The sequence below is a fragment of the Paraburkholderia flagellata genome, assembly GCF_021390645.1.
Taxonomy (GTDB): Bacteria; Pseudomonadota; Gammaproteobacteria; order Burkholderiales; family Burkholderiaceae; genus Paraburkholderia; species Paraburkholderia flagellata.
This window is the reverse complement of sequence record NZ_JAJEJT010000002.1, coordinates 614,683-640,239: the sequence shown is the minus strand read 5'-3', so window position 1 is coordinate 640,239 and position 25,557 is coordinate 614,683. Positions and strand designations below refer to the sequence as shown.

The 25,557-nt window shown below is 66.5% G+C and carries 20 protein-coding genes; 10 read left to right on the top strand and 10 right to left on the bottom strand.

Translation table 11 applies throughout. The features are described 5' to 3' along the window. Positions 1-16: 16 nt before the first annotated feature. Positions 17-508: a thioesterase family protein gene (locus tag L0U83_RS17315; protein WP_233884975.1), complete on the bottom strand. Its 492-nt coding sequence runs from the start codon at positions 506-508 to the stop codon at positions 17-19. 246 nt (positions 509-754) lie between these two features. Between L0U83_RS17315 and L0U83_RS17310 the strand changes: the two genes are divergently transcribed. Then, positions 755-3,307, top strand: coding sequence for an adenosylcobalamin-dependent ribonucleoside-diphosphate reductase (locus L0U83_RS17310; protein WP_233884972.1), 2,553 nt, complete (start codon positions 755-757; stop codon positions 3,305-3,307). A gap of 10 nt (positions 3,308-3,317) precedes the next feature. Here L0U83_RS17310 and L0U83_RS17305 read toward each other — a convergent pair whose 3' ends face one another. Continuing rightward, complete coding sequence (locus L0U83_RS17305) at positions 3,318-4,229, bottom strand: LysR family transcriptional regulator (RefSeq protein WP_233884970.1); 912 nt, start codon at positions 4,227-4,229, stop codon at positions 3,318-3,320. Positions 4,230-4,360: 131 nt separating this feature from the next. Here L0U83_RS17305 and L0U83_RS17300 point away from each other — a divergent pair, with 131 nt between their 5' ends. From L0U83_RS17300 to L0U83_RS17290, 3 genes are all read left to right on the top strand, one after another. Next, complete coding sequence (locus L0U83_RS17300; RefSeq protein WP_233884967.1) at positions 4,361-6,148, top strand: acyl-CoA dehydrogenase family protein; 1,788 nt, start codon at positions 4,361-4,363, stop codon at positions 6,146-6,148. An 11-nt stretch (positions 6,149-6,159) separates the two neighbouring features. Next, the gene (locus tag L0U83_RS17295; RefSeq protein WP_233884964.1) at positions 6,160-7,392 is read left to right on the top strand and encodes a CaiB/BaiF CoA transferase family protein; all 1,233 of its coding nucleotides are present in this window, start codon (positions 6,160-6,162) and stop codon (positions 7,390-7,392) included. Positions 7,393-7,458: 66 nt separating this feature from the next. Then, the gene (locus L0U83_RS17290; RefSeq protein ID WP_233884961.1) at positions 7,459-8,775 is read left to right on the top strand and encodes an MFS transporter; all 1,317 of its coding nucleotides are present in this window, start codon (positions 7,459-7,461) and stop codon (positions 8,773-8,775) included. A gap of 9 nt (positions 8,776-8,784) precedes the next feature. On the opposite strand, the gene L0U83_RS17285 is transcribed toward L0U83_RS17290, so the two are convergent. The 3 genes from L0U83_RS17285 to L0U83_RS17275 all read right to left on the bottom strand — a co-directional run bounded on the left by L0U83_RS17285 (position 8,785) and on the right by L0U83_RS17275 (position 13,031). After that, the gene (locus L0U83_RS17285) at positions 8,785-10,821 is read right to left on the bottom strand and encodes an EAL domain-containing protein (RefSeq protein ID WP_233884959.1); all 2,037 of its coding nucleotides are present in this window, start codon (positions 10,819-10,821) and stop codon (positions 8,785-8,787) included. Between the two features lie 221 nt (positions 10,822-11,042). Next, entirely contained in the window at positions 11,043-11,975 is a 933-nt protein-coding gene (locus L0U83_RS17280) for a 2-hydroxyacid dehydrogenase (RefSeq protein WP_233884957.1), read from the bottom strand. A 75-nt stretch (positions 11,976-12,050) separates the two neighbouring features. Further along, a complete protein-coding gene (locus L0U83_RS17275) occupies positions 12,051-13,031 on the bottom strand; it encodes an AraC family transcriptional regulator (protein ID WP_233884955.1) in 981 nt (326 codons plus the stop codon). Positions 13,032-13,222: 191 nt separating this feature from the next. Here L0U83_RS17275 and L0U83_RS17270 point away from each other — a divergent pair, with 191 nt between their 5' ends. Then, on the top strand, positions 13,223-14,275 hold the full coding sequence (locus tag L0U83_RS17270; RefSeq protein ID WP_233884954.1) for an NAD(P)-dependent alcohol dehydrogenase: 1,053 nt from the start codon (positions 13,223-13,225) through the stop codon (positions 14,273-14,275). Between the two features lie 291 nt (positions 14,276-14,566). Beyond that, the gene (locus L0U83_RS17265; RefSeq protein ID WP_233884953.1) at positions 14,567-15,529 is read left to right on the top strand and encodes a LysR family transcriptional regulator; all 963 of its coding nucleotides are present in this window, start codon (positions 14,567-14,569) and stop codon (positions 15,527-15,529) included. A 13-nt stretch (positions 15,530-15,542) separates the two neighbouring features. Here L0U83_RS17265 and L0U83_RS17260 read toward each other — a convergent pair whose 3' ends face one another. Beyond that, positions 15,543-16,184 carry a C39 family peptidase gene (locus L0U83_RS17260; protein WP_233884951.1) on the bottom strand — a complete coding sequence of 214 codons (642 nt, stop codon included), beginning with the start codon at positions 16,182-16,184 and terminating at the stop codon, positions 15,543-15,545. A 324-nt stretch (positions 16,185-16,508) separates the two neighbouring features. Between L0U83_RS17260 and L0U83_RS17255 the strand changes: the two genes are divergently transcribed. Next, a complete protein-coding gene (locus L0U83_RS17255; RefSeq protein WP_233884949.1) occupies positions 16,509-17,363 on the top strand; it encodes a helix-turn-helix domain-containing protein in 855 nt (284 codons plus the stop codon). A 632-nt stretch (positions 17,364-17,995) separates the two neighbouring features. On the opposite strand, the gene L0U83_RS17250 is transcribed toward L0U83_RS17255, so the two are convergent. Both L0U83_RS17250 and L0U83_RS17245 read right to left on the bottom strand, forming a co-directional pair. Continuing rightward, the gene (locus L0U83_RS17250; protein ID WP_233884947.1) at positions 17,996-19,897 is read right to left on the bottom strand and encodes an ATP-binding response regulator; all 1,902 of its coding nucleotides are present in this window, start codon (positions 19,895-19,897) and stop codon (positions 17,996-17,998) included. Positions 19,898-19,907: 10 nt separating this feature from the next. Then, entirely contained in the window at positions 19,908-20,459 is a 552-nt protein-coding gene (locus L0U83_RS17245; RefSeq protein WP_233884946.1) for a putative pterin-binding protein, read from the bottom strand. A gap of 281 nt (positions 20,460-20,740) precedes the next feature. Here L0U83_RS17245 and L0U83_RS17240 point away from each other — a divergent pair, with 281 nt between their 5' ends. After that, entirely contained in the window at positions 20,741-21,688 is a 948-nt protein-coding gene (locus L0U83_RS17240) for a phosphoribosyltransferase (protein ID WP_233884945.1), read from the top strand. Positions 21,689-21,712: 24 nt separating this feature from the next. Here L0U83_RS17240 and L0U83_RS17235 read toward each other — a convergent pair whose 3' ends face one another. Next, the gene (locus tag L0U83_RS17235; protein WP_233884944.1) at positions 21,713-23,389 is read right to left on the bottom strand and encodes an ATP-binding domain-containing protein; all 1,677 of its coding nucleotides are present in this window, start codon (positions 23,387-23,389) and stop codon (positions 21,713-21,715) included. A gap of 221 nt (positions 23,390-23,610) precedes the next feature. On the opposite strand from L0U83_RS17235, the gene L0U83_RS17230 reads away from it, so the two are divergent. Together L0U83_RS17230 and L0U83_RS17225 are read left to right on the top strand one after the other, a co-directional pair. After that, the gene (locus tag L0U83_RS17230; protein ID WP_233884943.1) at positions 23,611-24,237 is read left to right on the top strand and encodes a glutathione S-transferase family protein; all 627 of its coding nucleotides are present in this window, start codon (positions 23,611-23,613) and stop codon (positions 24,235-24,237) included. A 57-nt stretch (positions 24,238-24,294) separates the two neighbouring features. Further along, on the top strand, positions 24,295-24,924 hold the full coding sequence (locus L0U83_RS17225) for a Fur family transcriptional regulator (RefSeq protein WP_233884941.1): 630 nt from the start codon (positions 24,295-24,297) through the stop codon (positions 24,922-24,924). A 108-nt stretch (positions 24,925-25,032) separates the two neighbouring features. Here the strand turns inward: L0U83_RS17225 and L0U83_RS17220 are convergent, their stop codons facing one another. Further along, the gene (locus tag L0U83_RS17220; RefSeq protein ID WP_233884937.1) at positions 25,033-25,443 is read right to left on the bottom strand and encodes a response regulator; all 411 of its coding nucleotides are present in this window, start codon (positions 25,441-25,443) and stop codon (positions 25,033-25,035) included. Between the last annotated feature and the right edge of the window lie 114 nt (positions 25,444-25,557).

Sequence of the window (25,557 nt, the reverse complement as noted above, 5' to 3'; positions counted from 1 at the left end):
CGTCGCCCGAGCGCCCTCAACGAGGCGCGAGCGAAATAGCCCGCGCAGCATGGCGCGGCGCAAAGCCCGCCGATGCAGCGCATAACGCCGCCACCCGCGCGAGCACATCGGCGTCGAAAGCCGCTGCGCGCGGGCCCGAGCGGTCGACGTGCAAGAGCAATTGCTCGCTCGCCGAGACGGGCAACGCCCCCGCATCGTCAAGATCGCCCGCGAACATCTCCAGATACAGGCGCACGCGTTTCGCGTCGTGCTCGATCACCCGGACGTCGACGCGCACCTGCGCGCCCTCCTTGATCTCGCGGAGATAGTTCAGGTGCGCCTCCAGCGTGTACATCGACCGGCCGCGCGCATCCCGCACGGCCGCATCGAGCCCGATGGCGTCGAGCAGCGCGTCGGTCGCGTAGCTGTAGATCAGCATGTAGAACGCGTCGCGCAGGTGGCCGTTGTAATCGACCCACTCCGCGCGCACCGTGTCGCGGTAGACCACGGGCGCCGTTTCGTTCGTCATCTAGTCTCCTCTGCCGTCTCCACATCCGGTGCCCGCGTGCAGGCGCAAGCAGTGTAACCGCAGACCCGCCCTGGCCGCCGCGACGCCGGCATGCTCCGGCGCCGCCGCATGCGCGCTCGCGTCGCCGTGCACGCCGGGCGCCGCTGGGGTAAGGTTGAACGGTCGCGGCACAGCCGCAGCGCTGCAAACCCCGTTCCAACGCCCATCAACCGACGCCGCCCGCGCGGCGCTTCGCGAGGCCCGGCCATGGCAGAAAACACGCCCCCGCTTCCGTTTCCCCCGCAGCAGTTCTCGCTCGACGTGATGCTCGAGAAGTACGCCAAAGGCGATGAGCAAACCGCCGACGACGTCTACCGCCGCGTCGCGCGCGGCGTCGCGCAGGTCGAGCCGCCCGCGCTGCGCGCCGAGGTCGAGGCGCGTTTCGTCGACAACCTGCGCAACGGCGCGCTCGGCGCGGGGCGGATCATGAGCGCGGCGGGCGCCGGCATCGAAGCCACGCTGATCAACTGCTTCGTGCAGCCGGTGGGCGACAGCATCCAGGGCGTGGACGACGAGGGCCGCCCGGGCATCTACGTCGCGCTGCTACAGGCCGCCGAGACCATGCGGCGCGGCGGAGGCGTGGGCTACAACTTTTCGGCGATCCGGCCGCGCGGCGCACACGTGAAGTCGACGGGATCGAGCGCATCGGGCCCGTGCAGCTATATCGACGTGTTCGACGCCTCGTGCCGCACCGTGGAAAGCGCGGGCTCGCGGCGCGGCGCGCAGATGGCCGTGCTCGACTGCGATCACCCCGACCTGCCCGAATTCATCGAGGCCAAGCACTCGAAGGGGCGCTGGAACAACTTCAACGTCTCGGTCGCGGTGACCGACGAGTTCATGCGCGCCGTGGAAAACGACGCGCCCTGGCAACTCGTCCATCGCGCCGAACCCTCGCCCGCGCTGCGCGCATCGGGCGACCTGCAGCGCCGCGACGACGGCCTGTGGGTCTACGCCGAAACGCGCGCCCGCGCGCTGTGGGACACGATCATGCGCTCGACCTACGATGTGGCCGAGCCTGGCGTGGTGTTCATTTCGCGCATGAATGAGGACAACAATCTGCGCGCGCTCGAGAGCATCCGCGCGACCAACCCGTGCGGCGAGCAGCCGCTTCCCGCCTATGGTTGCTGCAACCTCGGGCCGCTCGACCTGACGCGCTTCGTAACCGAACCGTTCGCACAACTGCGCGGGGGCAAGGCAGATTTCGACTGGAATCAGCTTGCCGAACGCACGCGCATCCAGGTGCGCTTTCTGGACGACGTGCTCGACGCCACGCTCTGGCCGCTGACCGAGCAGCAGGCTGAAGCGGCGGCCAAGCGCCGTATCGGCGTGGGCTTCACGGGACTCGGCGACACGCTCGTGATGCTCGGCATCCGCTACAACTCGCCCGAAGGCTGCGCATTCGGCGCGCGCGTGGGACGCACGATGCGCGACGCCGCCTATCGCGCGTCGGTCGAACTGGCGCAAGAGCGCGGCGCTTTCCCACTCTTCGACGCGAAGACGTACCTCGAAGAAGGCACCTTCGCCTCACGCCTGCCCGACGACCTCAAGGCCGAGATCCGCGCGCACGGCATCCGCAACAGCCATCTGCTTTCCATCGCGCCCACGGGCACGGTGAGCCTCGCATTCGCCGACAATGTCTCGAACGGCATCGAGCCCGCGTTCTCGTGGACTTATCAGCGCACGCGCCGCATGGCTGACGGCAGCCGCGAAACGTTCAACGTCGAAGACCACGCGTGGCGCGTGTACCGCGAACTGGGCGGCGACATGAACGCCCTGCCCGCGTATTTCGTGAGCGCGCTGGAAATGAGCGCGCAGGAACACGTGGCGATGATGGCGGCCGTGCAGCCGTACGTCGATACGTCGATCTCCAAGACCGTCAACGTCCCCGCCGACTATCCGTTCGAAGACTTCGAGAATCTCTATCTCGACGCATGGCGGCGCGGCCTCAAGGGACTCGCGACCTACCGGCCCAACGAGACGCTTGGCGCGGTGCTGCAAACGCTGCCTCCCGAAGCGGTGGCAACTGCCGACGACGCGCTCGGCGACGCACTGCTCGACCCGCTGCGCGTCGCGATCGACCATCGGCCCAAGGGCGAGTTGCCCGCCGTGATCGAGAAAATCGAGTACATCACGCAAACGGGCAAGGTGTCGCTCTACGTCGCGGTGTCTTTCCTCGAAGTGACAGGCCAGGTGGGCGGCGAAGCGGTGACGATCGAGCGGCCTATCGAATTCTTCATTCCCGTGGGCCAGCGCGACGAGCAGCAGCAATGGATCACCGCGACCATGCGTTCGCTCTCGCTCGCGGCGCGCGGCGGCTTCGTCGCGCGCAACTTGCAGGACTTGCGCAAGGTCTCGTGGGATCGCGGCCAGGTGCGCTATGGCGAGACGCAACGCCTCGACGGGCGGCGCATTCCGCTATGGCACGACTCCGAAGTCGCCGCCATCGCCTACGCGATCCAGCAGATCCTCCATCGGCGCGGCTTTCTCGACGCCGAGGGGCGGCAGGTGCCGTCGCGGCTGCTCGCGCAACGGCGTGACGGTGCGCTTGCTACGCAATTCACCGGCAACGCGCGGGCCGGCGCGGAGCAGCCCGGCGACCAGGTGCTGGATGGCGACAACGCGCTGCCCGCCGATGCGCAGCACACGTTTGCCCATGCGATGCTCGGCCGCAAGTGCGGTTCGTGCGGCGCGAATGCGGTGATCCGCAAAGATGGGTGCGACTTCTGCACGGCGTGCGGAGAGATCGGGACCTGCGGTTGAGACCTCGCGCTCAAGCCCGGGGCGGTGTGGCGGCCGCCCTGTTTTCTTTTCGCCCCCCGAGATAGCCTGCAAACCCCTGCGCCAGCGCATTTGCCTCTCCAACGCGCACGAGCCTTAGCACCTGCGATTCATAAGGATTGCTAGCCAACGGCCTGAACACCACGCGGCCGCCGCCCGTCGCCCCGAGCGCGGCGGGTACGAGCGCGACGCCCATGCCGAACTCCACCATCGTAACGACGGTTTGCCAAAGCCGCGCCTCGTGGCGAATCTGCGGGCTGAAACCGGCCTCCACACAGGTCGCGATGATCTGGTCGTGATAATGCGGCGACACCGAGCGCGGAAACAGGATGAACGGTTCGCGCGCGAGCATGCCAAGTTCGATACGCCGCCTGCGCGCAAGCTTGTGCCCTTCCGGCAGGCAGCACAGAAACGGCTCGGAAAACAGCACCTCCGATTGCACCTCGGCTGGAAAGCGCCCCCAGTGCGCGAAGCCCAGATCGATCTGCAGGCGCTGCAGCGCCTGCACCTGCTCGGCCGTGTTCATCTCGCGCAGCACCACTTCCACGGCGGGATGATCGGCCTCGAAACGGCGCACCGCCTCCGGCAACCCGCGATAGAGCATCGAATTGACGAAGCCGATGCGCAGCCGCCCCGCCAGCCCGTGCGCGGAGCGCGCCGCGATGCGCCGCACTTCGTCGGCCTGCTCCAGCAGTCGCCGCGCCTCTTCGAGCAGCACGTTGCCCGCGTTGGTCAGCGCCACGGCCTTGTTGGTACGTTCGAGCAGCTGCACGCCTAGCTGCTCCTCGAACTTGCGGATGTCGAAGCTCAGCGCCGGCTGCGAAATGAAGAGCCGGCGCGCAGCGCGCCCGAAGTGGAGTTCTTCGGCTACGGCCACGAAATAGCGCAGTTGCTTGAGTTCCATGGCGGGCTCCTTCGAAGTTTCATCGATAAACAGCGCTTATCGTACATGACATCGGTTGTATTGGACCGTTATCGAAGCCGCGCCTAAGCTAGGCCGAATCGCATAGCAAAACAGCACGGAGACAGCACACGATGAGCGACCGCCCCGCCTTCGCCACCCCGACGCGCCCGGCCCACGCGGCCACCCCGGCCAGCGGCTCGGCCAACATTCCCGACAGCCGCGGCATCAACTTCTACACGAGCGACCCCGGCTTCGCGCCCCTTTTGCGCAGCTATCTCGGCGACGCCGCATTCGGCGCGATCGAAGCGCGGCTGGTCGCCCTCGGCCAGCGCGCCTCCGACGAACTCGATGCGCTCGCGCTAGTCGCCGACAAGCACCCGCCCACGCTCGAACAGCGCACGCGCAGCGGCGAAGCGATCCAGCGCATCGACAAGCATCCCGACTATGTCGCGCTCGAACGCGTCGCCTATGCGGAGCTTGGCCTCGCGGCCATGAGCCATCGCGAGAACGCGCCCGCGCCGCTCGTCAAATATGCGCTCACCTATTTGTTCGTGCAGGCCGAGTTCGGCCTGTGCTGCCCCGTGAGCATGACCGATTCACTCACGCGCACGCTGCGCCGCTTCGGTTCGCCTGAACTCATTGCGCGCTACTTGCCGATGCTCGCCTCGCAGGACTTCGACACGCTCTACCAGGGCGCGATGTTCATGACCGAGCAGGCAGCGGGCTCGGACGTGGCGCGCATCGCCACACGCGCCACGCATGAGCGCAGTGCAAATGGCGAGGACGTATGGCGTCTTTACGGCGACAAGTGGTTCTGCTCGAACGCCGACGCCGATCTCGCGATGGTGCTCGCGCGCCCGGACGATGCGCCTCCAGGCATCAAGGGACTCGCCTTGTTCCTCTTGCCGAAAACGCTCCCCGACGGCACGCGCAACACCTATCGCATCGTGCGCCTGAAGGACAAGCTTGGCAGCCGCTCGATGGCGAGCGGCGAGATCGTGCTCGAAGGCGCGCAGGCGTACCTGATCGGCGAGGTGGGCCGCGGCTTTCATCAGATGGCGGACATGATCAACATGTCGCGGCTGTCGAACGGGGTGCGCGCCGCGGGTCTCATGCGCCGCGCCGTGACCGAGGCGCTGCATGTGGCGCGCAACCGCGAGGCGTTCGGCCGCAAGCTCATCGAAATGCCGCTCATGCAGCGTCAACTGCTCAAGATGATGCTGCCCGCCGAACAGGCGCGCTCGATGTTCATGCGCATCGCTACCTTGCTCCCGCGCGCCGATAAAGGCGACCAACTCGCGGTGAAATGCGTGCGCATTCTCACGCCGCTCATCAAGTTCCGCGCCTGCCGCGACGCGCGCCGCGTCACCGGCGACGCCATGGAAGTGCGCGGCGGCGTGGGCTATATCGAGGAATGGAGCGACCCGCGCCTCGTGCGTGATGCGCATCTCGGCTCAATCTGGGAAGGCACGAGCAATATCGTCGCGCTCGATGTGGCGCGCGCCGCGAAGCGCGAAGGCGCGCTCGAAGCGCTGACGCAGCACGTGCATGCAGAGCTTGCCGAAAGTGGCCTGCCTGAAGCCAGTGCAGCGCTCCTGCTCAACGTGTTCGACCGTGCGGGCGCGGCGCTCGTGAGCGTGGCCGAATGCGGCCGCGACGAATCGGTGCGCCAGGCCGCGAGTGCGCTCTACCACGCCACGACGGTAGCCATCATGGCCTGTGAAGCTGCGCGGATTTCGCACGTCACCCCTGATTACCGGCGCCTCGCGCTCGCACATTTGCTCGTGCGCCATAAACTGCTGCCGCGCGACCCGCTCGCGCTCGACGAACGTGACGCAAACGCCGCCACGCTGCGCGCGCTCGTGGACGAACGAGCGCTGACGCTCGATCAAGCCATGCAACTGATCCCGGCACACTGAGGCGACACACGATGAACACCACAAAGGATTCCGAATCAATCAAGGTGAACGGTGCGCTGCATGGCCTGCGCGTGATCGATCTGAGCCGCGTGCTGGGCGGTCCGTACTGCACCCAGGCGCTCGCCGACCACGGCGCCGAAGTCATCAAGCTCGAACCGCCCGATGGCGACGAAACGCGCGGCTGGGGCCCGCCCTTCGTCGGCGATACGGCGTCGTACTACGTGGGCGTGAACCGCAACAAGCAGGGCATCGCCGTCGATCTCTCGCGCGAAGAAGGCCGCGCGATTCTCTGGCAGTTGCTCGAAGGCGCGGACGTGCTGGTCGAAAACTTCAAGCCGGGCACGCTCGCGCGCTGGGGCATGGACTACGAGCGCGATCTGCGCCCGCGCTTTCCTCGCTTGATTCATTGCGCGATTTCGGGCTTCGGCCCGGACGGCCCGCTCGGCGGGTTGCCCGGCTACGACGCCGTGATTCAGGCGATGGCGGGCCTCATGAGCGTGAATGGCGAGCACGACGGCCCCGCGCTGCGTATCGGCCTGCCGATCGTGGACATGGTCACGGGCCTGAACGCGCTCGCGGGCATTCTGCTCGCGCAGGCCGAGCGCGAAAAGAGCGGCCTCGGGCAATCGGTGGATATCGCGCTTTACGATTGCGGCGTGTCGCTCCTGCATCCGCATCTACCGAACTATTTCGGCAATGGCCGCACGCCGCAGCGCAGTGGCAACGCGCACCCGAACATCGCGCCCTACGACAGCTATGCCACCGGCAGCGCGCCGATCTTCCTCGCGGTGGGCAACGACCGCCAGTTCGCGAAGCTCTGCGCGCATTTGGGCGTGCCCGAACTCGCAGACGACCCGCGTTTCGCCGACAACCGCAGCCGCTGCGCGCATCGGCCCGAACTGAAGGCCGCGCTCGAAGCGCGGCTTGTCTCCCACGATTGCGAGCCACTGGCGCGCGACCTGATCCAGACCGGCGTGCCGTGCGGTCCCGTGCAGACCGTCGACGCCGTGGCCGCGCATCCGCACACACAGCACCGCCGCATGATCGTCGAGATGGAAGGCTATCGCGGCACGGGCGCGCCCGTGAAGCTCTCACGCACGCCGCCGACCTATCGCACGCGCCCTCCCGCGCTCGGCGCCGACACGCGAACAGTAATGGACGCGCTCGGCATCGACGCCGACACCCAGCAACGGCTTTTCGAAGCCGGCATTGTCAAGGATCCCGAAACGACCGTAAGCGCCTAGCGTTCGATCCAACCCAACGGAATACAGACCGGCTCGAGCCGGCTCATCCCGATCAAGGAGACATGCATGACCCGCCCCAACGGTAAATCTGCGCGCCAGCCCGCCCGCGCCTCGCTCGCCGCCTTCGTCGGCACCACCATCGAGTGGTACGACTTTTATATCTACGCCACCGCGTCGGCGCTCATCTTCGGCAAGCTGTTCTTCCCGTCCCACGAGCCGTTCTACAGCACGCTCGCCTCGTTCGGCACCTTCGCCGTGGGCTTTTTCGCGCGCCCCTTCGGCGGGCTTGTGTTCGGGCATCTGGGCGACCGCATCGGCCGCAAGAAGGCGCTCGTCGCCACGCTTTCGATCATGGGCGTCGGCACCGTGGGCATCGGCTTTTTGCCGACGTATGCGAGCGCAGGCGCGCTTGCACCGGCGCTGCTCGTGCTGCTGCGCGTGGCGCAGGGCATCGCAATTGGCGGCGAATGGGGCGGTGCGGTGCTCATGGCGGGCGAGCATGCGCCCAGGGAAAAGCGCACGTTTCTCGCCTCGTTTGCGCAGCTCGGCAGCCCTGCGGGGTTGATTCTGGCGCTGCTGGCGTTTCGCAGCGTTGCGCATCTCGACAAGGACGCACTCTATTCCTGGGGCTGGCGATTGCCATTCATCGCGAGCGCGGTGCTCCTCGTGGTGGGTCTGCTGATTCGATCGGGCGTGGGCGAATCGCCGGAATTCGAGGCGATCAGGACGCAGCGCCGCACCGCCGCGATGCCAATCGTCGAAGTGCTGCGCGACTCGTGGCGCGTGGTGCTGCTGTGCCTCGGCGCGAATGTGATCGGCGTGGCGGGCGCGTGGTTCGTCAACACCTTCATGCTGAACTACACGACACAAACGCTCGGGCTCGACCGCGCTTTGATTCTCGACTGTCTGTTCGTCGTCGCGTTCATCCAGCTTATTACGCAGCTCTTTTCCGGCTGGTTTGCGCAGCGCGTGGGCGCCGGGCGCTTCCTCGTCCTGGCTGCGGCGCTGGCCATGATTTCGCCCTACCCGATGTTCGTACTAGTCTCTACCGGCCGGCCTGTCGCGATCGTGGCTGGCATTGCGATTGCGGTGATGTGCATGTGCAGTTCGTACGCGGTGATGGCAGGTTTCATGACGAATGCGTTCCCGGTGCGCGTGCGCTACTCGGCTATTTCGATCTCCTACCAATGTTGCGCTGCGCTCGCGGGCGGTCTCACGCCGCTCGTCGGCACGCTGCTCGCGCATGACTATCCGGGTCAGTGGTGGCCGCTGGCGCTGTTCTACAGCGCGCTTGCTGCCATTTCGCTGGTGTGTATCGCGGTGCTCCAGCGCAAGCAGTCGTCGGCCACGCAAAGCGATGTGGCGCTAGCGTTGCAGGATTGACGCCCTGCGCTACCCGGCCGCCGCAATGGCGTCGATCAGCCCGTTCAGCGCAACGCGCCACGCTTCGCTGTTCGGGCCTTCAGTCAACAGCGCGCCGACCACTTGCCGATGCAACGCGTCGCGTTGTGCGCCCGCAGGCAGAATGGCGCCGAAGCCTGCCAGCGAGTGAGCGAGCGGTGCACTGACGCCCTCTTCGAGCGTCAACGCGCGCAGCAGTTCTTGCGCCGCTTCGGGCACGGCCGCGATCATGAGCATGCGCTCTTCCCAGATCACGAAGCGAGCAAGCCGTGCTAGCAGGCTTTCCGTTCCTGCGCCGCGCTCAGAGGGTGCGGCGAAGGTCGGCGTCGTGTCGAGCCATTCGATGAGGCGCGCGCCTTCCATCGGCTTGCCGATGACATAGCCCTGCGCGCCGTCGACGCCGAGAATGGCGAGCGCATGCAGCAGGTCGAGCGTGTCGATGCCTTCGGCCAGCACGAGCCTGCCCAGCGAATGCCCCAGACGCGTCAACTGATAGATCACGCGCAGCGTATTGAGCGCGCCGTCGCCGCTCACCTGCACCATTTCGCGGTCGAGCTTGATCCAGTCGAACGGCAATTCACGCAGGCGCGTGAGGCCGCTATGCCCGGCACCGAGATCGTCCTGCGCGAGCAGCACGCCTAGCTCACGGAACTTCGCGAGAATGGCGCGCTGCCCCTGGCTTAGCGAGAGTGATTCGTTTTCCAGAACTTCGAGCGTGAGGCGCGCAGCCGGGCAACGGTGCGCGGCGAGCGCCGTGCGGGTGGCTTCGAAATAGCGGATGTCGTTGAGCGCCGCAGGCGGCAGGTTGATCGAGACATCGAGATCGCGGCCTTCGGCGTACCAGCGTTCGCGGTCGGCGAGCGCCTGATCGATGCCGCGCGCGAAGAGCGCGAGCAGATCGTCGGAAGCGAGCGCCGAGAGAAACTCGTCGGGTACGAGCAGGCGCTCGCCGTCACGCAGGCGCGCCAGCGCTTCGACCTTGGTCGCCTTGCCCGTTGCGAGGCTGAGCAGCGGCTGGTAGTGCATTTCCAGCGCGCCGGTGCGCACGAGCGCCGCCCACTGCTGGCGCACGCTCACCGGCACCGCGGCGCTCAGGCCGTCGTGGGCGGCTATGCGCATCGCCGCGCAGCCGAGCAACGTTTGCAGCAAATCGACGAAAGCCACCTGATCGGGCCCGACGAAGCCGCCCGGAAACGCGCTATACAAACACAGCACGGCGAGCGGCGGCTGCCCGGGCGCGGCCAGCGGAATCGCCACCGAAGAGCGCACGCCTTCGCGATCCGCGAGATCGCGCCACGCCGCAACGAGCGGCTCGGTCTGGTAGTTGACCACGCGCTCCGGCTTGCCGCTGCGCCACGCGCGCCCAATGGCGCCCTGCCCTTGCGGATGATCGGCGCGCACGCTGATTGCCTGATCGTGCCCGGCAAGCACGTAAAGCATCCCGCCTTTCGTCTTGCCGCCCGCGCCGGCCTCGAAGTGAAAAATACCCGCTTCGTCGGGACGGCCGATGGCGCAGGCGCTCACTTCGTCGTGCGCCGCCAGCGCGGCGATCACCTGATCGATGAAATTCGTGTAGCTGCCCGCTTCCCACACAAGACGCGTGATGCGCAACAGCGCCTCCTGCTGCGAATCCTGCACGGCCTGATACGCCTTGAGTTGCCACGCGAGGTCGGAAGTCAGGCGGCGCGCATAGAGCGAAAGCTGCTGCGTGCTCACGGTTCGGCCAACGTCCGCGTAGATCAACTCCTGCAGAATGCCGCGGCTGCGCACGAGTTCTTCCTTGTCGAGCCCGACAATGGCGTGAATGCGGCCAATACGCTGCGCCATTTCCTCGTGTTCGCGCGCGGTGAGGCCAAGGTTGGCGAGGGCGAGGAGATTCTGGACCTGGCGCGCCTTCAGGTGCGCGAGTTCCGTACTCGAGAGCATTTCGAGAATGCGGCGGGATTTGGGCAGACGGCCCAACTCCTCGTAGAAGCGGTTCACCACGTGGGCTGCGTGCTCTTGCAGCGCGCCGATCAGCGTTTTCATTTTTGAGCCTTCGATATCACCGCCCTGGCGTCGTCGCCCAAATGCGCAAATGAGCGGGGTCACGCCAGATTCAAGGCCGTTGTGGTCATTAGCGGCCGCTCGAACAGCGATTCTGGCTCGCACAGAAGGAATGATACGGCATGCGCCGTCGGCATCCGCGCGCAGTGGCAGACCGGCTGTGCCAGACACAGGGCGGCGCATGCCGGCGCGAAAAACGACCTTCAAAGCGGCGTGAGCAGCGCCTCGCCCGCGAAGTGCCGCGCCGCGTTCTCGGCGAAGTGGCGCACGGTGGCCGTGCGCACATCGGGCGACGTGCCAGCCACGTGCGGCGTGAGCACGATGTTGTCCAGTCCGACGAGCGCAGCGGGCGGTTGCGGTTCGCCCTCATAGACGTCGAGCCCCGCGCCGCCCAGCGTGCCCGCCTTCAGCGCGCGTGCAAGCGCGGCCGTATCGACCACGCTGCCGCGCGAAACGTTGACGAGAAAACCTTGCGGTCCCAGCGCATCGATCACGGCGCGGTCGATCAGATGCTTCGTTTGCGCGCCACCCGGCGTCGCGATCACGAGAAAATCGCTCCATTGCGCGAGCGCCATCACGCTCTCGAAGTAACGCGCCTGAGCGCCTTCGCGCGGCTTGCGGTTGTGATAGCCGAGTTCCATGCCAAAGCCCGCCGCGCGCCTCGCGACCTTCTCGCCGATGTGCCCGTAGCCGACAATGCCAAGCCGCCGCCCCGTGACCGTGGGGCGCATGGGCAGCGCGTCGCGCCAGACTCCAGCGCGGCAGGCGGCGTCGAATTGCGGCACTGCGCGCACGGCCGCGAGCAGCAGCGCGAGCGCGTGGTCGGCCACACAATCGGCATTGACGCCCGCGCCGTTGCATAGCGCGATGCCACGCTCGCGCGCGTGGTCGAGCGCGATGTTTTCGTAGCCCGCGCCAAGCGCGCCCGCCAGTTCGAGCGCGGGCATGCGGTCGATTTCGTCGGCGGTGAGGCCCGTCGTCCCGTTCGTGAGCACCAGGCGTACGTCCTTGCCGTGCTGCGCGACCGCTTTGGCGCGCGCATCGGCGTCGGGCGCGTAGATCACGTCGAATTTTTCGCCGAACCCGGCGAGGTCTTCATCGGCAAGCAGAATCAGGATCAGCAGGCATGGCTTCATCGTCGTGTCACCTTTCCGTCATTGTTTCGATGTGCGAATCGACTGCCTCAGCGCCCGCGCGTCACCACGCAGGCGTCACACGGCCGTCACATAGCGCGGCGGCAAAACCTCAACGCGCGGCGCGGCCGCAGCGGCTGCGGCATCGCGCGCGCGGCGCATCTGGTCGGCGGGGCTCATGCCGAACAGGCGCTTGAATTCGCGGCTGAACTGCGACGCGCTTTCATAGCCCACGCGCGTGGCCGCCGCGCTCACGGTCAAGCCGTCGTGCGTGATCAAGAGGCGCGCATGATGCAGGCGCGTGGTCTTCACGTACTGCATGGGCGAAGTCGAGGTGACGGCCTTGAAGTGTGCATGAAAGACGGCCAGGCTCATGCCCGCCTCGGAGGCCAGCGTTTCGACGTCGAGGTCACCGCGGTAGTCTGTGTGAATGCGGCGCAGCGCCTTCGCGATGCGCCCGAAGTGGTGCTGATGCGTGAGCGCCGCGCGTATCGCATCGCCCTGCTCGCCCATGAGCACGCGGTAGCAGATCTCGCGCACGATCGAAGGCCCGAGAATGCGCGCCTCGTGTGGCTGCGCGAGCGCTTCGAGCAAGCGCAGCACGGCGTTCGAGAGCGTGGCGTCGAGCGGCGTGGCGTAGATGCCCGAGGGTTCGGACACGGCGCGGCGCGGGTCGTCGAGCGCCATGAGCAGCTCGGCGACGGTCGTGAGATCGACGCGTATCGAGATCGCGAGAATCGGCTTCTCGGGGCTCGCCTCGGTCTCGCACTCGAACGGCATCGGCACCGAGAGGACCAGATATTGCTGGGCGTCGTAGATGAAGACCTGGTCGCCGAGAAAGCCGCGCTTACGCCCCTGGCAAACGATGAAGATGCTCGGTTCGTACATGACCGGCTGGCGCGGATGGCTTTCGCTGCCGCGGTAGAGCCGCACGCCTTCGACCTGCGTGGCGTGCACGCCGTCGCGCTGCGTGAGTTGCATGAGCAGGTCGACCGTGCGCGCCTGCGTGGCGGCCGCCGGCGCGATGGCCGCCGCCGCGAGGGTTTTGACGTAGCCCATATCGGTTGTGCCCCAAAAGATGAAGTCAGGCAGAGAAACAGGCTTGCCAATCTATCACCGAACCCGTGGATGTGCTGAGCGCCAGGAGAATCAGGCAAGTCTTCGATAGCTTCAGGTATTCCCTGGGTGGGCCCCGATCCTTACGATGGGAACCCTGCCGCAACACCCACGCACCACAGGAGAGGAAACACATGTACCCAACTTACGGATATGCCGCCCGCGACGCCGCCTCGCCGCTCGCCCCGTTCGAATTCCAGCGCCGCGACCTGCGCGAACTCGACGTCCGTATCGACGTGCTGTTCTGCGGCGTGTGTCACTCCGACCTGCACCAGGCGCGCGACGAATGGCGCAACACGATCTACCCGGTGGTGCCGGGCCACGAAATCGTCGGCCGTGTGGCCGAGACCGGCAAAGGCGTCACGAAGTACAAAGTGGGCGAACTCGTTGGCGTGGGTTGTCTCGTCGACTCGTGCCGCACCTGCCCGAGCTGCGCCGAAGGCCTCGAACAGTATTGCGAGAACGGCTTCGTCGGCACTTATAACGGCACCGACCGCGTGAGCGGCGACGTGACGTACGGCGGCTACTCCACGCAGCTCGTGGTGGACGAAGCCTTCGTGCTGCGCGTGCCCGAGAACCTCGAACTGTCCGCCGTCGCGCCGCTCCTGTGCGCGGGCATCACGACGTACTCGCCGCTGCGCACGTGGGGCGCCGGTCCCGGCAAGAAGGTCGGCATCGTGGGTCTCGGCGGCCTCGGCCACATGGGCGTGAAGCTCGCGCATGCCATGGGTGCGCATGTGGTGCTGTTCACCACGTCGCCCTCGAAGATCGAAGACGGCAAGCGCCTTGGCGCGGACGAAGTCGTGATCTCGAAAGACCCGGAGCAGATGAAGGCGCACGCCAACAGCTTCGACCTGATCGTGAACACGGTGGCCGCGCAGCACGACCTCAACCCGTTCATCGAACTGCTGCGCCGTGACGGCACGATGACGCTGGTCGGCGCGCCCGAGCACGATCACCCGTCGCCGCAAGTGTTCAACCTGATCATGAAGCGCCGCCGTCTCGCGGGCTCGCTGATCGGCGGCATTGCAGAAACCCAGGAAATGCTGGACTTCTGCGGCAAGCATGGCATTACGTCCGATATCGAAATGATCAAGATGCAGGACATCAACAACGCCTATGAGCGCATGCTCAAGAGCGATGTGAAGTACCGCTTCGTGATCGACCTCGATTCGCTGCGCAAGTAACAGGCAAAGAAGCCGCAACGCGCATTCCGACGTAACACCCTGCCCCGCCGGGCCATCCGTTCCGGATGGCCCGCCAGCCCTTCCCCTTCGAGGCCGACCTTTTTGGCCTCCCGTAGTCGAGCCGGCGCCCGCGTGCGCCGCCATCCGATCGTCACCGCTGTTTAACCGCCGAGCGTCGCTTTCCGCGAGACGCCCGCACCGCGAAGCGCATTCATCGCTACGCGGCTCACCTGTTTTCTGCAGCAGCGCGGATTTCGTTCAAGCCTCAAGCCCATCATCAGGAGCTAGCCCGTGATCGACCGCATCCAGGCGATGCGCACGTTCGTACGCATCGTCGACACCAATAGTTTCACCAAAGCCGCGCAGTCACTCGATATGCCGCGCGCCAGCGCCACCACGCTGATGCAAAACCTCGAATCGCTGCTCGGCACGCAGTTGCTCGTGCGCACCACGCGGCGTCTTTCGCTCACGCCCGAAGGCGCTGCGTACTACGAGCGCGCCGCGCAGATCCTCGCCGACATCGACGATGCCGAAGCGAGCGTGCGCCAGTCGCCTGGCGCGATCGGCGGCCGCTTGCGCGTGGAGATGCCGGGTCTCATCGCCAACGCGATCGTGCTGCCCGCGCTCGACGAATTCCACGCGCGCTACCCGCAGATCGACCTCGTGATTGGCGTGAGCCTGCGCAACGTCGATCTCGTCGGCGAAGGCGTGGATTGCAGCATCCAGTTGGGCGAGCTGCCCGACTCGGGGCTCGCGGCGCGGCGCCTCGGCGTGCTCGAGCACGTGACCTGCGCGAGCCCCGCGTACCTCGAGCGGCACGGCGCACCGCATACGCTCGACGATCTCGCGCAGCATCCGGTCGTCAACTTCCTCTCGCCGCTCACGGGCCGCCCGTTCGAGTTCGACTTCGAGGTGGATGGAAGCCCGACCAAGGTGAAGGTGGATGGCTTCGTGCATGTCTCCGACGAGTTCGCCTACCTCACCTGCGGCCTGCAAGGCTATGGCCTCATCCAGCCGCCGCTGCTCGCCGCGCAGCGCTACCTGGACAGCGGTGCGCTGCAAGAGGTGCTGCCGCAGTGGAAGCCGCTGCCCACGCCCGTTTCGGTTGCGTTCGTGAAGTCGCGCCAGGTGTCGCCGCGCGTGCGCGTGTTCGTCGACTGGCTCGCGGAGCTGTTCGAGGACGCGGGCGCCATCAACCGCGATCTCTCGCGCGTGCGGCAGTTATTGGGCGGACTGCAGCCAGCCCCGGCCTGAGGCAAGCGCGCTTTCAGCGCGGCCGGGTGAGCGCCATGCCCCGCCGCGCGTGAAAACGCGCGACCGTCTCGTAGGGCAGCCAGGCATCCGACTGATACGGCGCGATACCCGAGGGATTGTGGAACCACACGCCGCCGTCGCTGCGTCCGTGCAGCAGGATCAGGTGGCCGCCCTGGCCAGGATTCACACGCTCGGGGTAGCGGATCTCGGGGCTCACGGAGACGATGGCGAGCGTTTGCGCATCGATGCGCGCGGCGCTCGACTCGATGCCCTCGTCGGTCATCACTTCCACGCGCACGCCGAACGCGGCCTCCACCCACCCGGCGAACGGGCGGTAGATCAGCCCGTCCACGCCACCATCTTCACGCACGCGATAGACGCCGTGCCGCAACGCCTCGTCGAGCAGTTGCGCACGCGGCGCGTGCGCAACGCCCCAATAGTCGAGCGCCGATTCGAGGCAGGTCAAGCCGCACAGACGCTTGGCCCAGAAGCGATAGGCGTCGGCCTCCGTGAAGCCGCTCGCGCGCCAGTGCGGGTCCTCGCAGGGGTCGGCGCCACGCTCGACGATGGGCGCCACCCAGTCGGCGCTGCCCCACTGGCTGTAATACGGCACGCCTTCATGGCGCCATGTCCCGCCGTTGCGCACGTCGTTCAAACGATACCCCTCGCTCCAGTAAGGTTGATTGGCCGCGCGCGAGCGCCCGGCCTTCAAAATCGTGCATCTTCTCAGGCAAGCGCCGCGCCCGCAATGTCGCGAATATCGCAAGCCCCGCGTGAGCGGTGCCGAATATACGCTTACATTCTCGTTATTCAGCGCCGACTTACATTTAGCTAAAATAGCGCCGTCGTTTGGCATTTGATGCGTTTAGAATATCGTGCTCCCGTGTGCAGCCCGCGCGAGGTCCGGTCATACTGGCCTCATGGCGCCACGGCATGATCTATTAGAAACTGAATCTACGAATCCCCCCTTTTGAGCAGTATGTCGAACGTTGCATACACAACCGACTCGGCCTCGGTCGCGGAGCGCGTACGCGAGCTGATGAACCGTCACGGCATCGGCAAGCGTCAGCAAACGACCGAGCTGTGCCGGATTCTCGATCTGAGCTTTTCACAGGGGCACCGCAAGCTGCGCGGCAACAGCCCGTGGACGCTCGCGCAGATCAAGAAGGTGGCTGAAGCGTTCGGCGAACCCGCGGGCCAGTTGTTCGGCGCGCAGTTGCTCGACCCCGGCATGGTCGGGGCGAGCGCTCAAGAGGCGACGCTCTGCGTGAGCGCGGCCGAGCTGCCGTGCACCGCGTGGATCGGCGCACCGGTCGAGGCAGGCAGCCGGCCCGACTTCGTTGCCTACGAAAAGCTGGGCCAGTGGCGCGTCGTGCGCCCGGACGGCGCGCTCTACCAGAACGCTCGCGAAGTCCACAAGATCGAGATCTACCCGCGCCGGGCCGAATCCGACAAGCCGCTCATCGCCGTCGTCGACGACGACCAGTCCTCCGCCGACAACCTGCGCGACTACCTCGAGCACAGCGGTTACGCGGCGCTGGCGCTCTACGGCCTCGCGGCATTCAACGAAGCGCTCGAAAACAACGTGTTCGACGGCGTGGTGATCGACTGGCTGTTCGGCAGCCAGACCGCCGCCGAGGCAATCCGCAGCGTGCGCGCCTCCGAGAACCCCGATGCGCCCATCTTCGTGCTCACCGGCGAACTGCTGACCGGCAAGGCCAGCGAGTCGGAGATTAGCCAGGTCGTGCGTCACTACAACGTGGCGTGCTACGAAAAACCGGCGCGGATGGCGATTCTCGTCGCTGATCTTTCGAAGCGGCTTAATCGCGGTTGACCGTCTGCTCGGCGCAGGTTTTTGCTGCGGCTCTGGGCGCTTTGGCCTTTCCTTGTATTCGCGTCGGTATTCGAGCGTTGCCCCTGTGCGGGGCGGCACCTACTTTTCTTTGCAGCGGCAAAGAAAAGTAGGCAAAAGAAAGCCGCTCAAACCGCCAGCGCCTGCCACAGTTCACCTCTGGCCGTTCATGCCAGTGGCTCCGGAGCGTCTGTCACCTCGCACCACCCAGGTCAGTGACAAAGGACTCATTCATCCCGCTGCTCGCTACGCGCGCTGCGGCCGGGTCTGCAAGGGAAACCGAGCGTTACGAGTCAATATGGGCGGGAACTCATATGCCCCGACGGTCTTGGGTTATGCCCTTCGGCGCGCGCAGCGCCGCCGGAAGGATGAGCGCCTTGTCACTCCGGTTGAGGGCGAGTGGCGGCAGACGCTCCGGAGCCACTGGCAGGAACGGCCAGAGGTGAACTGTGGCGGGCATTGGCGGTTTGAGCGGCTTTCTTTTGCCTACTTTTCTTTGCCGCTGCAAAGAAAAGTAGGTGCCGCCCCGCACAGGGGCAACACTGGCATACCGACGCGATTACAAGGAAAGGCCAAAGCGCCAGGAGGCACGGCCCAACACATCCCCAAGCCTTTCAAGCCGCAGCCCGCGGCACGCTCAACGCCCGCTGCAACGCCGCGCGCAGCACCTCGTAATGCACCGGCTTCGTGAGCCAATCGAAGAACGGCGCACCCTCGCCGCCAAGGGTTTTGCCGCCGTGGCCCACGTGGTCCACAAGCGCCGCGATCCCCGCCACATCGGCGCTCACCGCGATCACGCGCGGCCTCGCGAGCACGTCCTGCGCGGTTTCGAGCCCCGCCACAAAGTCGTACCCGTCGCGGCCCGGCATGTGCAAGTCGAGCAGCACCACATCGCACGCCTCGCGGGCAAGCAGCGCGAGCGCACTGTCGGCGTCGCCGGCCGCGAGCGCGCGGTAGCCCATGTGCGCGACCATCTCGCATAGCGAATCGCGCACGAGCGGGTTGTCGTCGACGACGAGCACCTGCGGCACCGCCCGCGCGGGCTGCGCCGCTTCGGCCACGGCCGCGGGCGCCGGCGGCCCGACCGGTGTGACGGGAATGCGTACGGTGAAGGTCGTGCCTTTGCCCACACGGCTTTGTGTCTCGATCGTGCCGCCGAACAGCTCGACGAGGCCCCGCACGATCGCGAGCCCCATGCCCGCGCCCTCGTAGCGCCGCGAGCGCGACGTGTCGAGCTGCGTGAACTCCTTGAAGATGAGCGGAATCTGATCCGCCGCCACTCCCGGCCCCGTGTCGCCGACGACGATCACCAGCGTGTCGCCGCCAGCCGGCCGCAGGCCGGTTTCATCGTCGCTCAAGGGCCGCGCGTCCCGCGCGGGCGCCTGCAGCCAGAATTCGAGCCGGACCTTGCCGCGCTCCGTATAGCGGATCGCGTTCGTGACGAGGTTGCTGGCGATCTGGCGGATGCGATGCGGATCGGCCACCACGAGCCGCTGCGGTCCCACCCACGCGTGCTCGAACACGAGCCCGCGCGAACGCGCGGCCTGCTCGTTTTCGTCGACGATCGACTGCAGCAGTTCCCGCGGCTCGAACTCTTCCTGACGCAATTCGAGCTTGCCCGCGCCCAGTCGCGCGTAGTCGGTGAGATCCTTCATTTGCGCTTCGAGCTGGCGCGCGGCGGTTTCGAGGCGCTGGATCACCTTGCGGTCGGCTTCCGAATGCGAGTTGAAGCCAAGCAGTTCGATCGACGAAACGATCGCGTGCAGCGGCGTGCGCAGTTCGTGGCTGATCATGCCGAGGAAGGCGTCCTTCGCCATGCTCGCCTCGCGCGCAGCGCGGCTCGCCTGGTGCTCGGCTTCGAGCGCCGCGTGCTGCTGATGCAACAGGCGCGTGCGCCGGTAGCCGTTCATCACGAGCAGCACGCCCGCCGCCGCCGAAAGCACGAGCAGCACGAGCCCCGACGCGAACAGTTCGCGGCGCTTGGCGATGAAGTCGTGCCGGATCGCCTCGCGCTCGGTCACGTCGGCGAAACGCCGGTTCAGCGCCAGGTCGGTCACCTGGGTCCAGTGCAGGTCGAGCGCCATGAGCATCGGCACCGCGCGTTCAGGGTTGTCCGCGAGTGTCGCGATTTCGGCCTCGAATGGGGAGATGGTCGCGGCCAGAATGGCGAGATCGGCGTCCTGGCGCCGCTTCAAACCCGGCGTGGAGTCGACCGAAAGTGTCGAGCCCTTCATCACGTTGAGCTTCGACTGCAACACTTCGTAGCGCAGCCGCACCTTGTCGAGATCGCGGTCGATCCCGTCCGCGAACATCAGCAACTGGCTCTCGAAGCGCGCGTAGGCGATCTGGAGCTGCGCGGCGTCCCAGTACAGGCCGTCGTAATTGCCCGTGATGCGCTGCACGACCTGCGGATTGAGCAGGTTTGCATAAAGCAGATAGCCGACCGCCACCACGGGCGGCGCCAGCGCCGCCATCCAGATGATCGCCTGCAGCAGGCGTCGCAAGGGTCGTTGCATCACCCGCCAGTCACCGCTTGATCGTCATTGACTTGATCTGCCACGCGAACTTCGAGTCGCCGGCCGCGCCGTAGAGCTCGAGCGGATGCTGGTCGCGTGGATAGATCAGGAACAGCGGGCCGAAATTGCTCACCTTCAGGCGCTGGCCGTTCATCGCGTAGGCCACCACCACGCCGTAGCGCGCGGCGTCGGCCACGGGCACGACGCAGGTGTAGTCGTCGAGCGTGTGGATCTCGATCTCGCTGCCGTAGGCGCCCACCGTCTTGAGCACGTCCGAGAGCAGCGGGCCCGTGAAGGTCGAGCGCGGCGTCCAGGTCGTAGCCGTCGTGATCGAATGCGCGGGCAGCGCGAGCAGTTGCGCCTCAGTAAAGTGATACGCCGTATGGTCCGCGTTGTTGGTCACGCGCACCTCGCCATCTACGTCGAGCGAGAGCGAACCCGCAGGAACCGCCGCCTGCGCAGCGTGTGCAAGCTGCACGAACGACAGCAGCGCGCCCGCGAGCGCGAAGCCCGCCACGGCGGCCCAGCGCCGCCAGCCTGGCCATCCCATCGAATGCCACATCTTGCCCGAGCCCTTTCGCGCGATGATTCGCGTCGTTGTCGTGTGTCTTTGGCGGCGCCAAGCCGCGTTTTCCTGCTGCTGTTCTTGCCTGCTTCTGCCTGTTTCCGCCTTTTCCCGCGCTTTCCCGCTTCCTCCACCCGCCGTGCCAGCAGGCGCTGGTGAGCATAGGCATAATATCGTCAAACATTGCACTGACAATAGGCGTCTTTTTCTAGTACACCGCTATCGGAAACGCGTGTTGCTCATTTGCCTGGCACGCGCTTCGTCACTCAGTTCACCCCATGGATAAACCTGTCGTTCCGCTCACCTACGAACAGCTCGATCACTGGGTCGAGTCGCTGCAGCCGGCGCTGATCGCGGAGGAATTCGACCTGGTGGTCGGCATTTTGCGCGGCGGCGCGCCGCTCGCGCTGATGGTTTCGCACGCAACGGGTGCGGGCGTCGCTTTCCTGCGCTATGACCGCGCCACGCGCGAAGTGCGCTGGGACTCGACGTTGCCGCTGCCCGAGCCGGGCTCGAAAGTGCTGCTGTGCGAGGACATCGCGGGGCGCGGCCATACGCTCGTGGATTGCATCGCGTTTCTGAGCGAGCACGGGCTCGTCGTGCGCACGCTCACCGGCGCCTATGACGACCTCAGCCGTTTGCGCCCCGATTATTCGATCGATGCAAGCGGCTATTTCGCGCTCTTCCCGTGGGAGCGCCAGGCCTACACCGACCGCTATCGCGCCGACTGGATTCGCGACGGCGACGGCGACGGCACGCGCATGGCCGACGATCACGAGTACGCCGTCTACGCAATCGATCTCGACGGTGTCCTGCTCCCCGACATCCCAGTCGCGCGCTACGACGAAGATCTCGTCGCCGCGCTCGCCGAGCGCGATGAGTTGGTGCCGTTCGAGCGCCTGCCCGGCATCGACCTGAAGCGCACGCGCGCGATCATCACGGGGCGGCCGGAGATCGACCGCGAGCGCACGCTCGCGTGGCTGGAGCGCCATGGTTTCGGGCACCTCGAACTGATCATGCGCACACCGGACGAGCACGACGACACGGCCGCGGCCGTGGCTGCGCACAAGGCCGCCGCGGCCGTCCGCAGCGGCGTCACGCACTTCATCGAGAGCGATCCGGTGCAGGCCATCCTGATCGCCCAGAGCGCGCCGCTTTTGCGCGTGATCTGGTGGAACGCCCAGGCGCGCGCAGGCACGCTGATCGGCGCCTCAGCCTGGAGTTGAGCCTGGAATTGCGCGAAAAAGCCGTCACACGCCGCTGCGCTGGCCCTCGATGAACCGGGCGGCGCGCGGCGACGCCACCACGATGAGCTTCATGGCCGCGCGCGTCGCGCCGACGAACAGCTTGCGCGCGGCGCGCTCGTCGAACGCCTCGAAATCCACCTCGGTCAGGATCACGCAGGGCGCGGACTGTCCCTTGAAGCGGTAGATCGAATCGAGCAGCACGTCGCCCTCGCGGTACTGCGGATTGCCGAACAGGTCGTATTGGCCCGTGAAGCTGCGCAGCCGGTGCGGGCCGAGCTGATCGAGTGTCGCGAAAAGCGAATGCTCGCGCCCACGATAAGACAGCACGACGATGTCCTGCTTGCGAAAGCCGAGCGCGAGCGCCTGCGTGATCGCGCGTTTGGTCGCCTGCACGACGCCGGGCTCGGCGGCAGTCTCCGTTTCATGCTCGTCCCAGCTCGCCACCGTCACACCGGAGCCGTCGAACGGACTGCCCGCCGCGAGCTGCGCGATGGCGGGCACGGTCGGTCCGGCCACGTCGCGCAGGAACGCGAGGATGTCGCGCGGGCTGCGATAGTTCGTGTTCTCGCGCAGCACGGTCCAGCCCGCCAGCGCGAGCGGTTCGCGCACATACAGATTCTGCAGCGGATCTTCGAGCCACCACCACGCGGCGCCCGGACGCAACAGACGCTCTAGCGCGCCTACCCACGGCTGCTGAAAATCCTGCCCTTCGTCGACGATCAGCACGTCGAACTGCCAGCGCCCGGCAATCGGCATCTCGCCGAAGCGCCGCACGAGGTCGTCGAATGCGCCGGGACTCTCGAAATTGGGCACGTGGCCGCCGTCGCGCGCGACCCAGTCGCACAGCTGGTGATACGTCGCCACCTTCGCTTCGGGCGGTGCGAGTTGCGCGATGTGATCCGCGAGCGGCCGGTTGAAACACACGTAGAGCGTGCGTGCGCCGCGCGCCACTGCGTCCTTCATGACCTGCACGGCCAGTTGCGTCTTGCCCGAGCCCGCCGTGCCGATCACGCGCAGCCGGAACGGCGCGAATTCGAGCCGGCGCGCCCAGGTGGCGAGCCCGCCCGCCAGGCGCGTGACGAGCGTGCCCGCCGCGCCGACCAGTGCGCTGGTGTCGGGCGTGAGCGACAGTTCATCGGCGAGAAAGTGGTGGATCTTCGCGGCGCACGGCAGGCGCGGCTCGTCGGCCGGCATGGCTTCGAGCACGATGGCGGCGAGCTGCGCCTTGCGCGTGGCATCGACGATGCGCGCGGGATTCACGCCCGCGATAGCCGGCTCGCGCACCACGTGGTCAGGGCAATAGAACAGCTCTTCGAGCACGTAGGTGCCCGCGCCGAACGTCGCGGTGAAGCGCCGGTGCAGCCCTTCGACGGTGCGCGCCAGCGCGATCGCCACGTTGCGCTCGGTCTGCATGTACGCCTTGACGAGCCCGTTAGGGGTTTCGCGCAAAAAGCCCGTTTTCTGCTCGACGATCATGACGCGCCCGGCCGGGCTCACGATCACGAAATCGGCCTCGCCGAAGACCGAAAAGCCTTCGGAAAGGCGCGTCCAGTGCACGCCGTGATAGACGGTGTAGCCATTCGGCAAACCGCGCGCGAGCGCGGCGAGCGTTTCGCGCTCGCGCGCGGCGGCGCCGGTGGCTTCGAGATGCTGCCAGTCGTCGGGGACAATGCGGGCCATGGGCGGGTCTCGGGCGTACGTTGGGGGGCGAGGCGGGACGGCCGCGCGGCAAATCGAGGGAGCGGTGCCGCACGAATCGGGCGCGGCGGCGGAACTCCCGGCGCCGCGCAGCGCCTATTCTACGAAATGCATGGCTGCGCAAAAAAACGCACGAGAATCGTGTATCGTGGCGGCCTGCGCCAGGCTTGACCCTTTTTCCCCTTGCAAGGAGTACGCGCCAGATGATCACGATCTGGGGACGCGCCAATTCGGTGAATGTCCAGAAAGTCCTGTGGTGTTGCGATGAACTCGTACTGCCGTTCCAGCGCATCGACGCGGGCGGCCCGTTCGGGCATCTCAACGAGCCTTCCTATCTCGCCATGAATCCGAACGGCAAGATCCCGACGATCTCGGACGGCAATTTCGTGCTGTGGGAGTCGAACGCGATCCTGCGCTATCTGGCGATGGAGTATGGTCCTTCGAGCCTGCTGTACCCGACCGACCCGAAGGTGCGCGCCTCGATCGAGCGCTGGCTCGACTGGTCGATGGGCACCCTTGCACCTGCCGAGCGCCCGGTGTTTCTCGCGCTCGTGCGCACGCCGCCGGAAAAGCGCGACACCGCGAAGATCGCCGACGATTTCGATCAGCTGAGCCCACTCTGGCGGCTGCTCGACCACCATCTGCAAGGCCGCTTCTTCCTCGAACACGAGCGCTTCTCGCTCGCGGACATCGTGCTTGGCGCATACGCGCGGCGCTGGTTCGGGCTCGAAGGCGTGGAGCGCGAGCCATTGCCGAACCTCGAACGCTGGTATCAGCGCATTGCGCAGCGCCAGGGCTTCCGCAAGTACATCGACCTGCCGCTCACCTGAGCCGCCGTTCCATGGCGGCGCGGGCGGGCCGGCGGCGCGCCCCGTATAATCGCAAGCATGAAGACAGCAAAACCGTCCCCGGACGCCTCCGCCTTGCACAGCGACACGCACGGCGAGGCGCACGACCACGCGCTCGGCCACGCCCACTCGCACGACGGCGCACAAAGCGCTTCGCTCGAGTCCGCGCTCGCGATGGCCGAGGCCTATTGCCGTGAACGCGGCGAGAAGCTCACGCCGATCCGCCGCAAGGTGCTGGAGTTGCTGCTCGCCTCGGGACGCGCCACCAAGGCGTATTCGCTGCTCGACGAGATGCGCCAGATCCATCCGGGTTCGGCGCCGCCCACGGTCTACCGGGCGCTCGACTTCCTGCTTTCGGCCGGACTGATTCACCGCATCGAGTCGATCAACGCGTTCGCCGTTTGTCACGACCTCACGCAGTGCCAGCACGGCATTCTCGTGGTGTGCCAGCAGTGCGGCAACGTCACCGAATTGCACGAGCCCAAGCTGCGCCAGGCGCTCGTTGCGCAGATCGAAGCCGCGGGCTACCGGCTCGCCGGCGACGGCATCGAACTCAAAGGCCTCTGTGCGCAATGCCAGAACAGTCAGGTGGATCAGGCCGACAAGACCGCGCAGCCGGGCACCGCTGCCGCGCCCGAAGCCGCCGCGCAATCGTCATCCGTTAGCTAACCGTCATTGCCCGGCGTTCCGCGCGGGCAATAAGCCAGCCGCGCCGCATGTCGCGGCGCCTCAGCCCCTCAGCACCCGCACGTTTCCCGCCTCGCTATGCGCGCCGCTTCAGAGCGACTGGCGCGCGTCGATTGCGTCGCTCAGCAGCGTCACGAGTTCCTCCGGCCGGGCCGGCTTGGTCATGAAGTGCTGAAAGCCTTCGCCGATGCTGCGCAAACGCCAGCTTTCGCCGGTATGGCCCGTGAGCGCGACCGCGACGGTCGGTGCGTGATCGCCGCGAATTTCGTAGTCGCGCAGACGCTGGATCAGGTAGAAGCCGTCCATGGCCGGCAGGTCGAGATCGCAGATCACGGCGTCGGGGTGCAGGCTCAGGGCCGCTTCGACGCCCGTTTCAGCGTCTTCGACCGCCACGACATGCGCGCCCTCCGCTTCCAGCAGCGAAGTCAGTGACGCCCGGCTATGCGGGTCGTCTTCGACAAGGACGATGGTCGTCCGGTCGAGCTTGTGTACTGCGTTCATTGTGTTTGCTTACTTGCCTTTCTGTCTGTCAGGCCGAGTGCCGCGAAGCTGCGAGCCCGGCGTGATGCTGGGCGCACGGCACCGCGGGCCGTCCTGATAGAGCAATCTTAATGC

Excerpts from the sequence above, each read along its gene's own strand:
- L0U83_RS17315 (WP_233884975.1), bottom strand. The coding sequence starts at position 508 with ATGACGAACGAAACGGCGCCCGTGGTCTACCGCGACACGGTGCGCGCG.
- L0U83_RS17310 (WP_233884972.1), top strand. The coding sequence starts at position 755 with ATGGCAGAAAACACGCCCCCGCTTCCGTTTCCCCCGCAGCAGTTCTCG.
- L0U83_RS17305 (WP_233884970.1), bottom strand. The coding sequence starts at position 4,229 with ATGGAACTCAAGCAACTGCGCTATTTCGTGGCCGTAGCCGAAGAACTC.
- L0U83_RS17300 (WP_233884967.1), top strand. The coding sequence starts at position 4,361 with ATGAGCGACCGCCCCGCCTTCGCCACCCCGACGCGCCCGGCCCACGCG.
- L0U83_RS17295 (WP_233884964.1), top strand. The coding sequence starts at position 6,160 with ATGAACACCACAAAGGATTCCGAATCAATCAAGGTGAACGGTGCGCTG.
- L0U83_RS17290 (WP_233884961.1), top strand. The coding sequence starts at position 7,459 with ATGACCCGCCCCAACGGTAAATCTGCGCGCCAGCCCGCCCGCGCCTCG.
- L0U83_RS17285 (WP_233884959.1), bottom strand. The coding sequence starts at position 10,821 with ATGAAAACGCTGATCGGCGCGCTGCAAGAGCACGCAGCCCACGTGGTG.
- L0U83_RS17280 (WP_233884957.1), bottom strand. The coding sequence starts at position 11,975 with ATGAAGCCATGCCTGCTGATCCTGATTCTGCTTGCCGATGAAGACCTC.
- L0U83_RS17275 (WP_233884955.1), bottom strand. The coding sequence starts at position 13,031 with ATGGGCTACGTCAAAACCCTCGCGGCGGCGGCCATCGCGCCGGCGGCC.
- L0U83_RS17270 (WP_233884954.1), top strand. The coding sequence starts at position 13,223 with ATGTACCCAACTTACGGATATGCCGCCCGCGACGCCGCCTCGCCGCTC.
- L0U83_RS17255 (WP_233884949.1), top strand. The coding sequence starts at position 16,509 with ATGTCGAACGTTGCATACACAACCGACTCGGCCTCGGTCGCGGAGCGC.
- L0U83_RS17250 (WP_233884947.1), bottom strand. The coding sequence starts at position 19,897 with ATGCAACGACCCTTGCGACGCCTGCTGCAGGCGATCATCTGGATGGCG.
- L0U83_RS17245 (WP_233884946.1), bottom strand. The coding sequence starts at position 20,459 with ATGTGGCATTCGATGGGATGGCCAGGCTGGCGGCGCTGGGCCGCCGTG.
- L0U83_RS17240 (WP_233884945.1), top strand. The coding sequence starts at position 20,741 with ATGGATAAACCTGTCGTTCCGCTCACCTACGAACAGCTCGATCACTGG.
- L0U83_RS17235 (WP_233884944.1), bottom strand. The coding sequence starts at position 23,389 with ATGGCCCGCATTGTCCCCGACGACTGGCAGCATCTCGAAGCCACCGGC.
- L0U83_RS17230 (WP_233884943.1), top strand. The coding sequence starts at position 23,611 with ATGATCACGATCTGGGGACGCGCCAATTCGGTGAATGTCCAGAAAGTC.
- L0U83_RS17225 (WP_233884941.1), top strand. The coding sequence starts at position 24,295 with ATGAAGACAGCAAAACCGTCCCCGGACGCCTCCGCCTTGCACAGCGAC.
- L0U83_RS17220 (WP_233884937.1), bottom strand. The coding sequence starts at position 25,443 with ATGAACGCAGTACACAAGCTCGACCGGACGACCATCGTCCTTGTCGAA.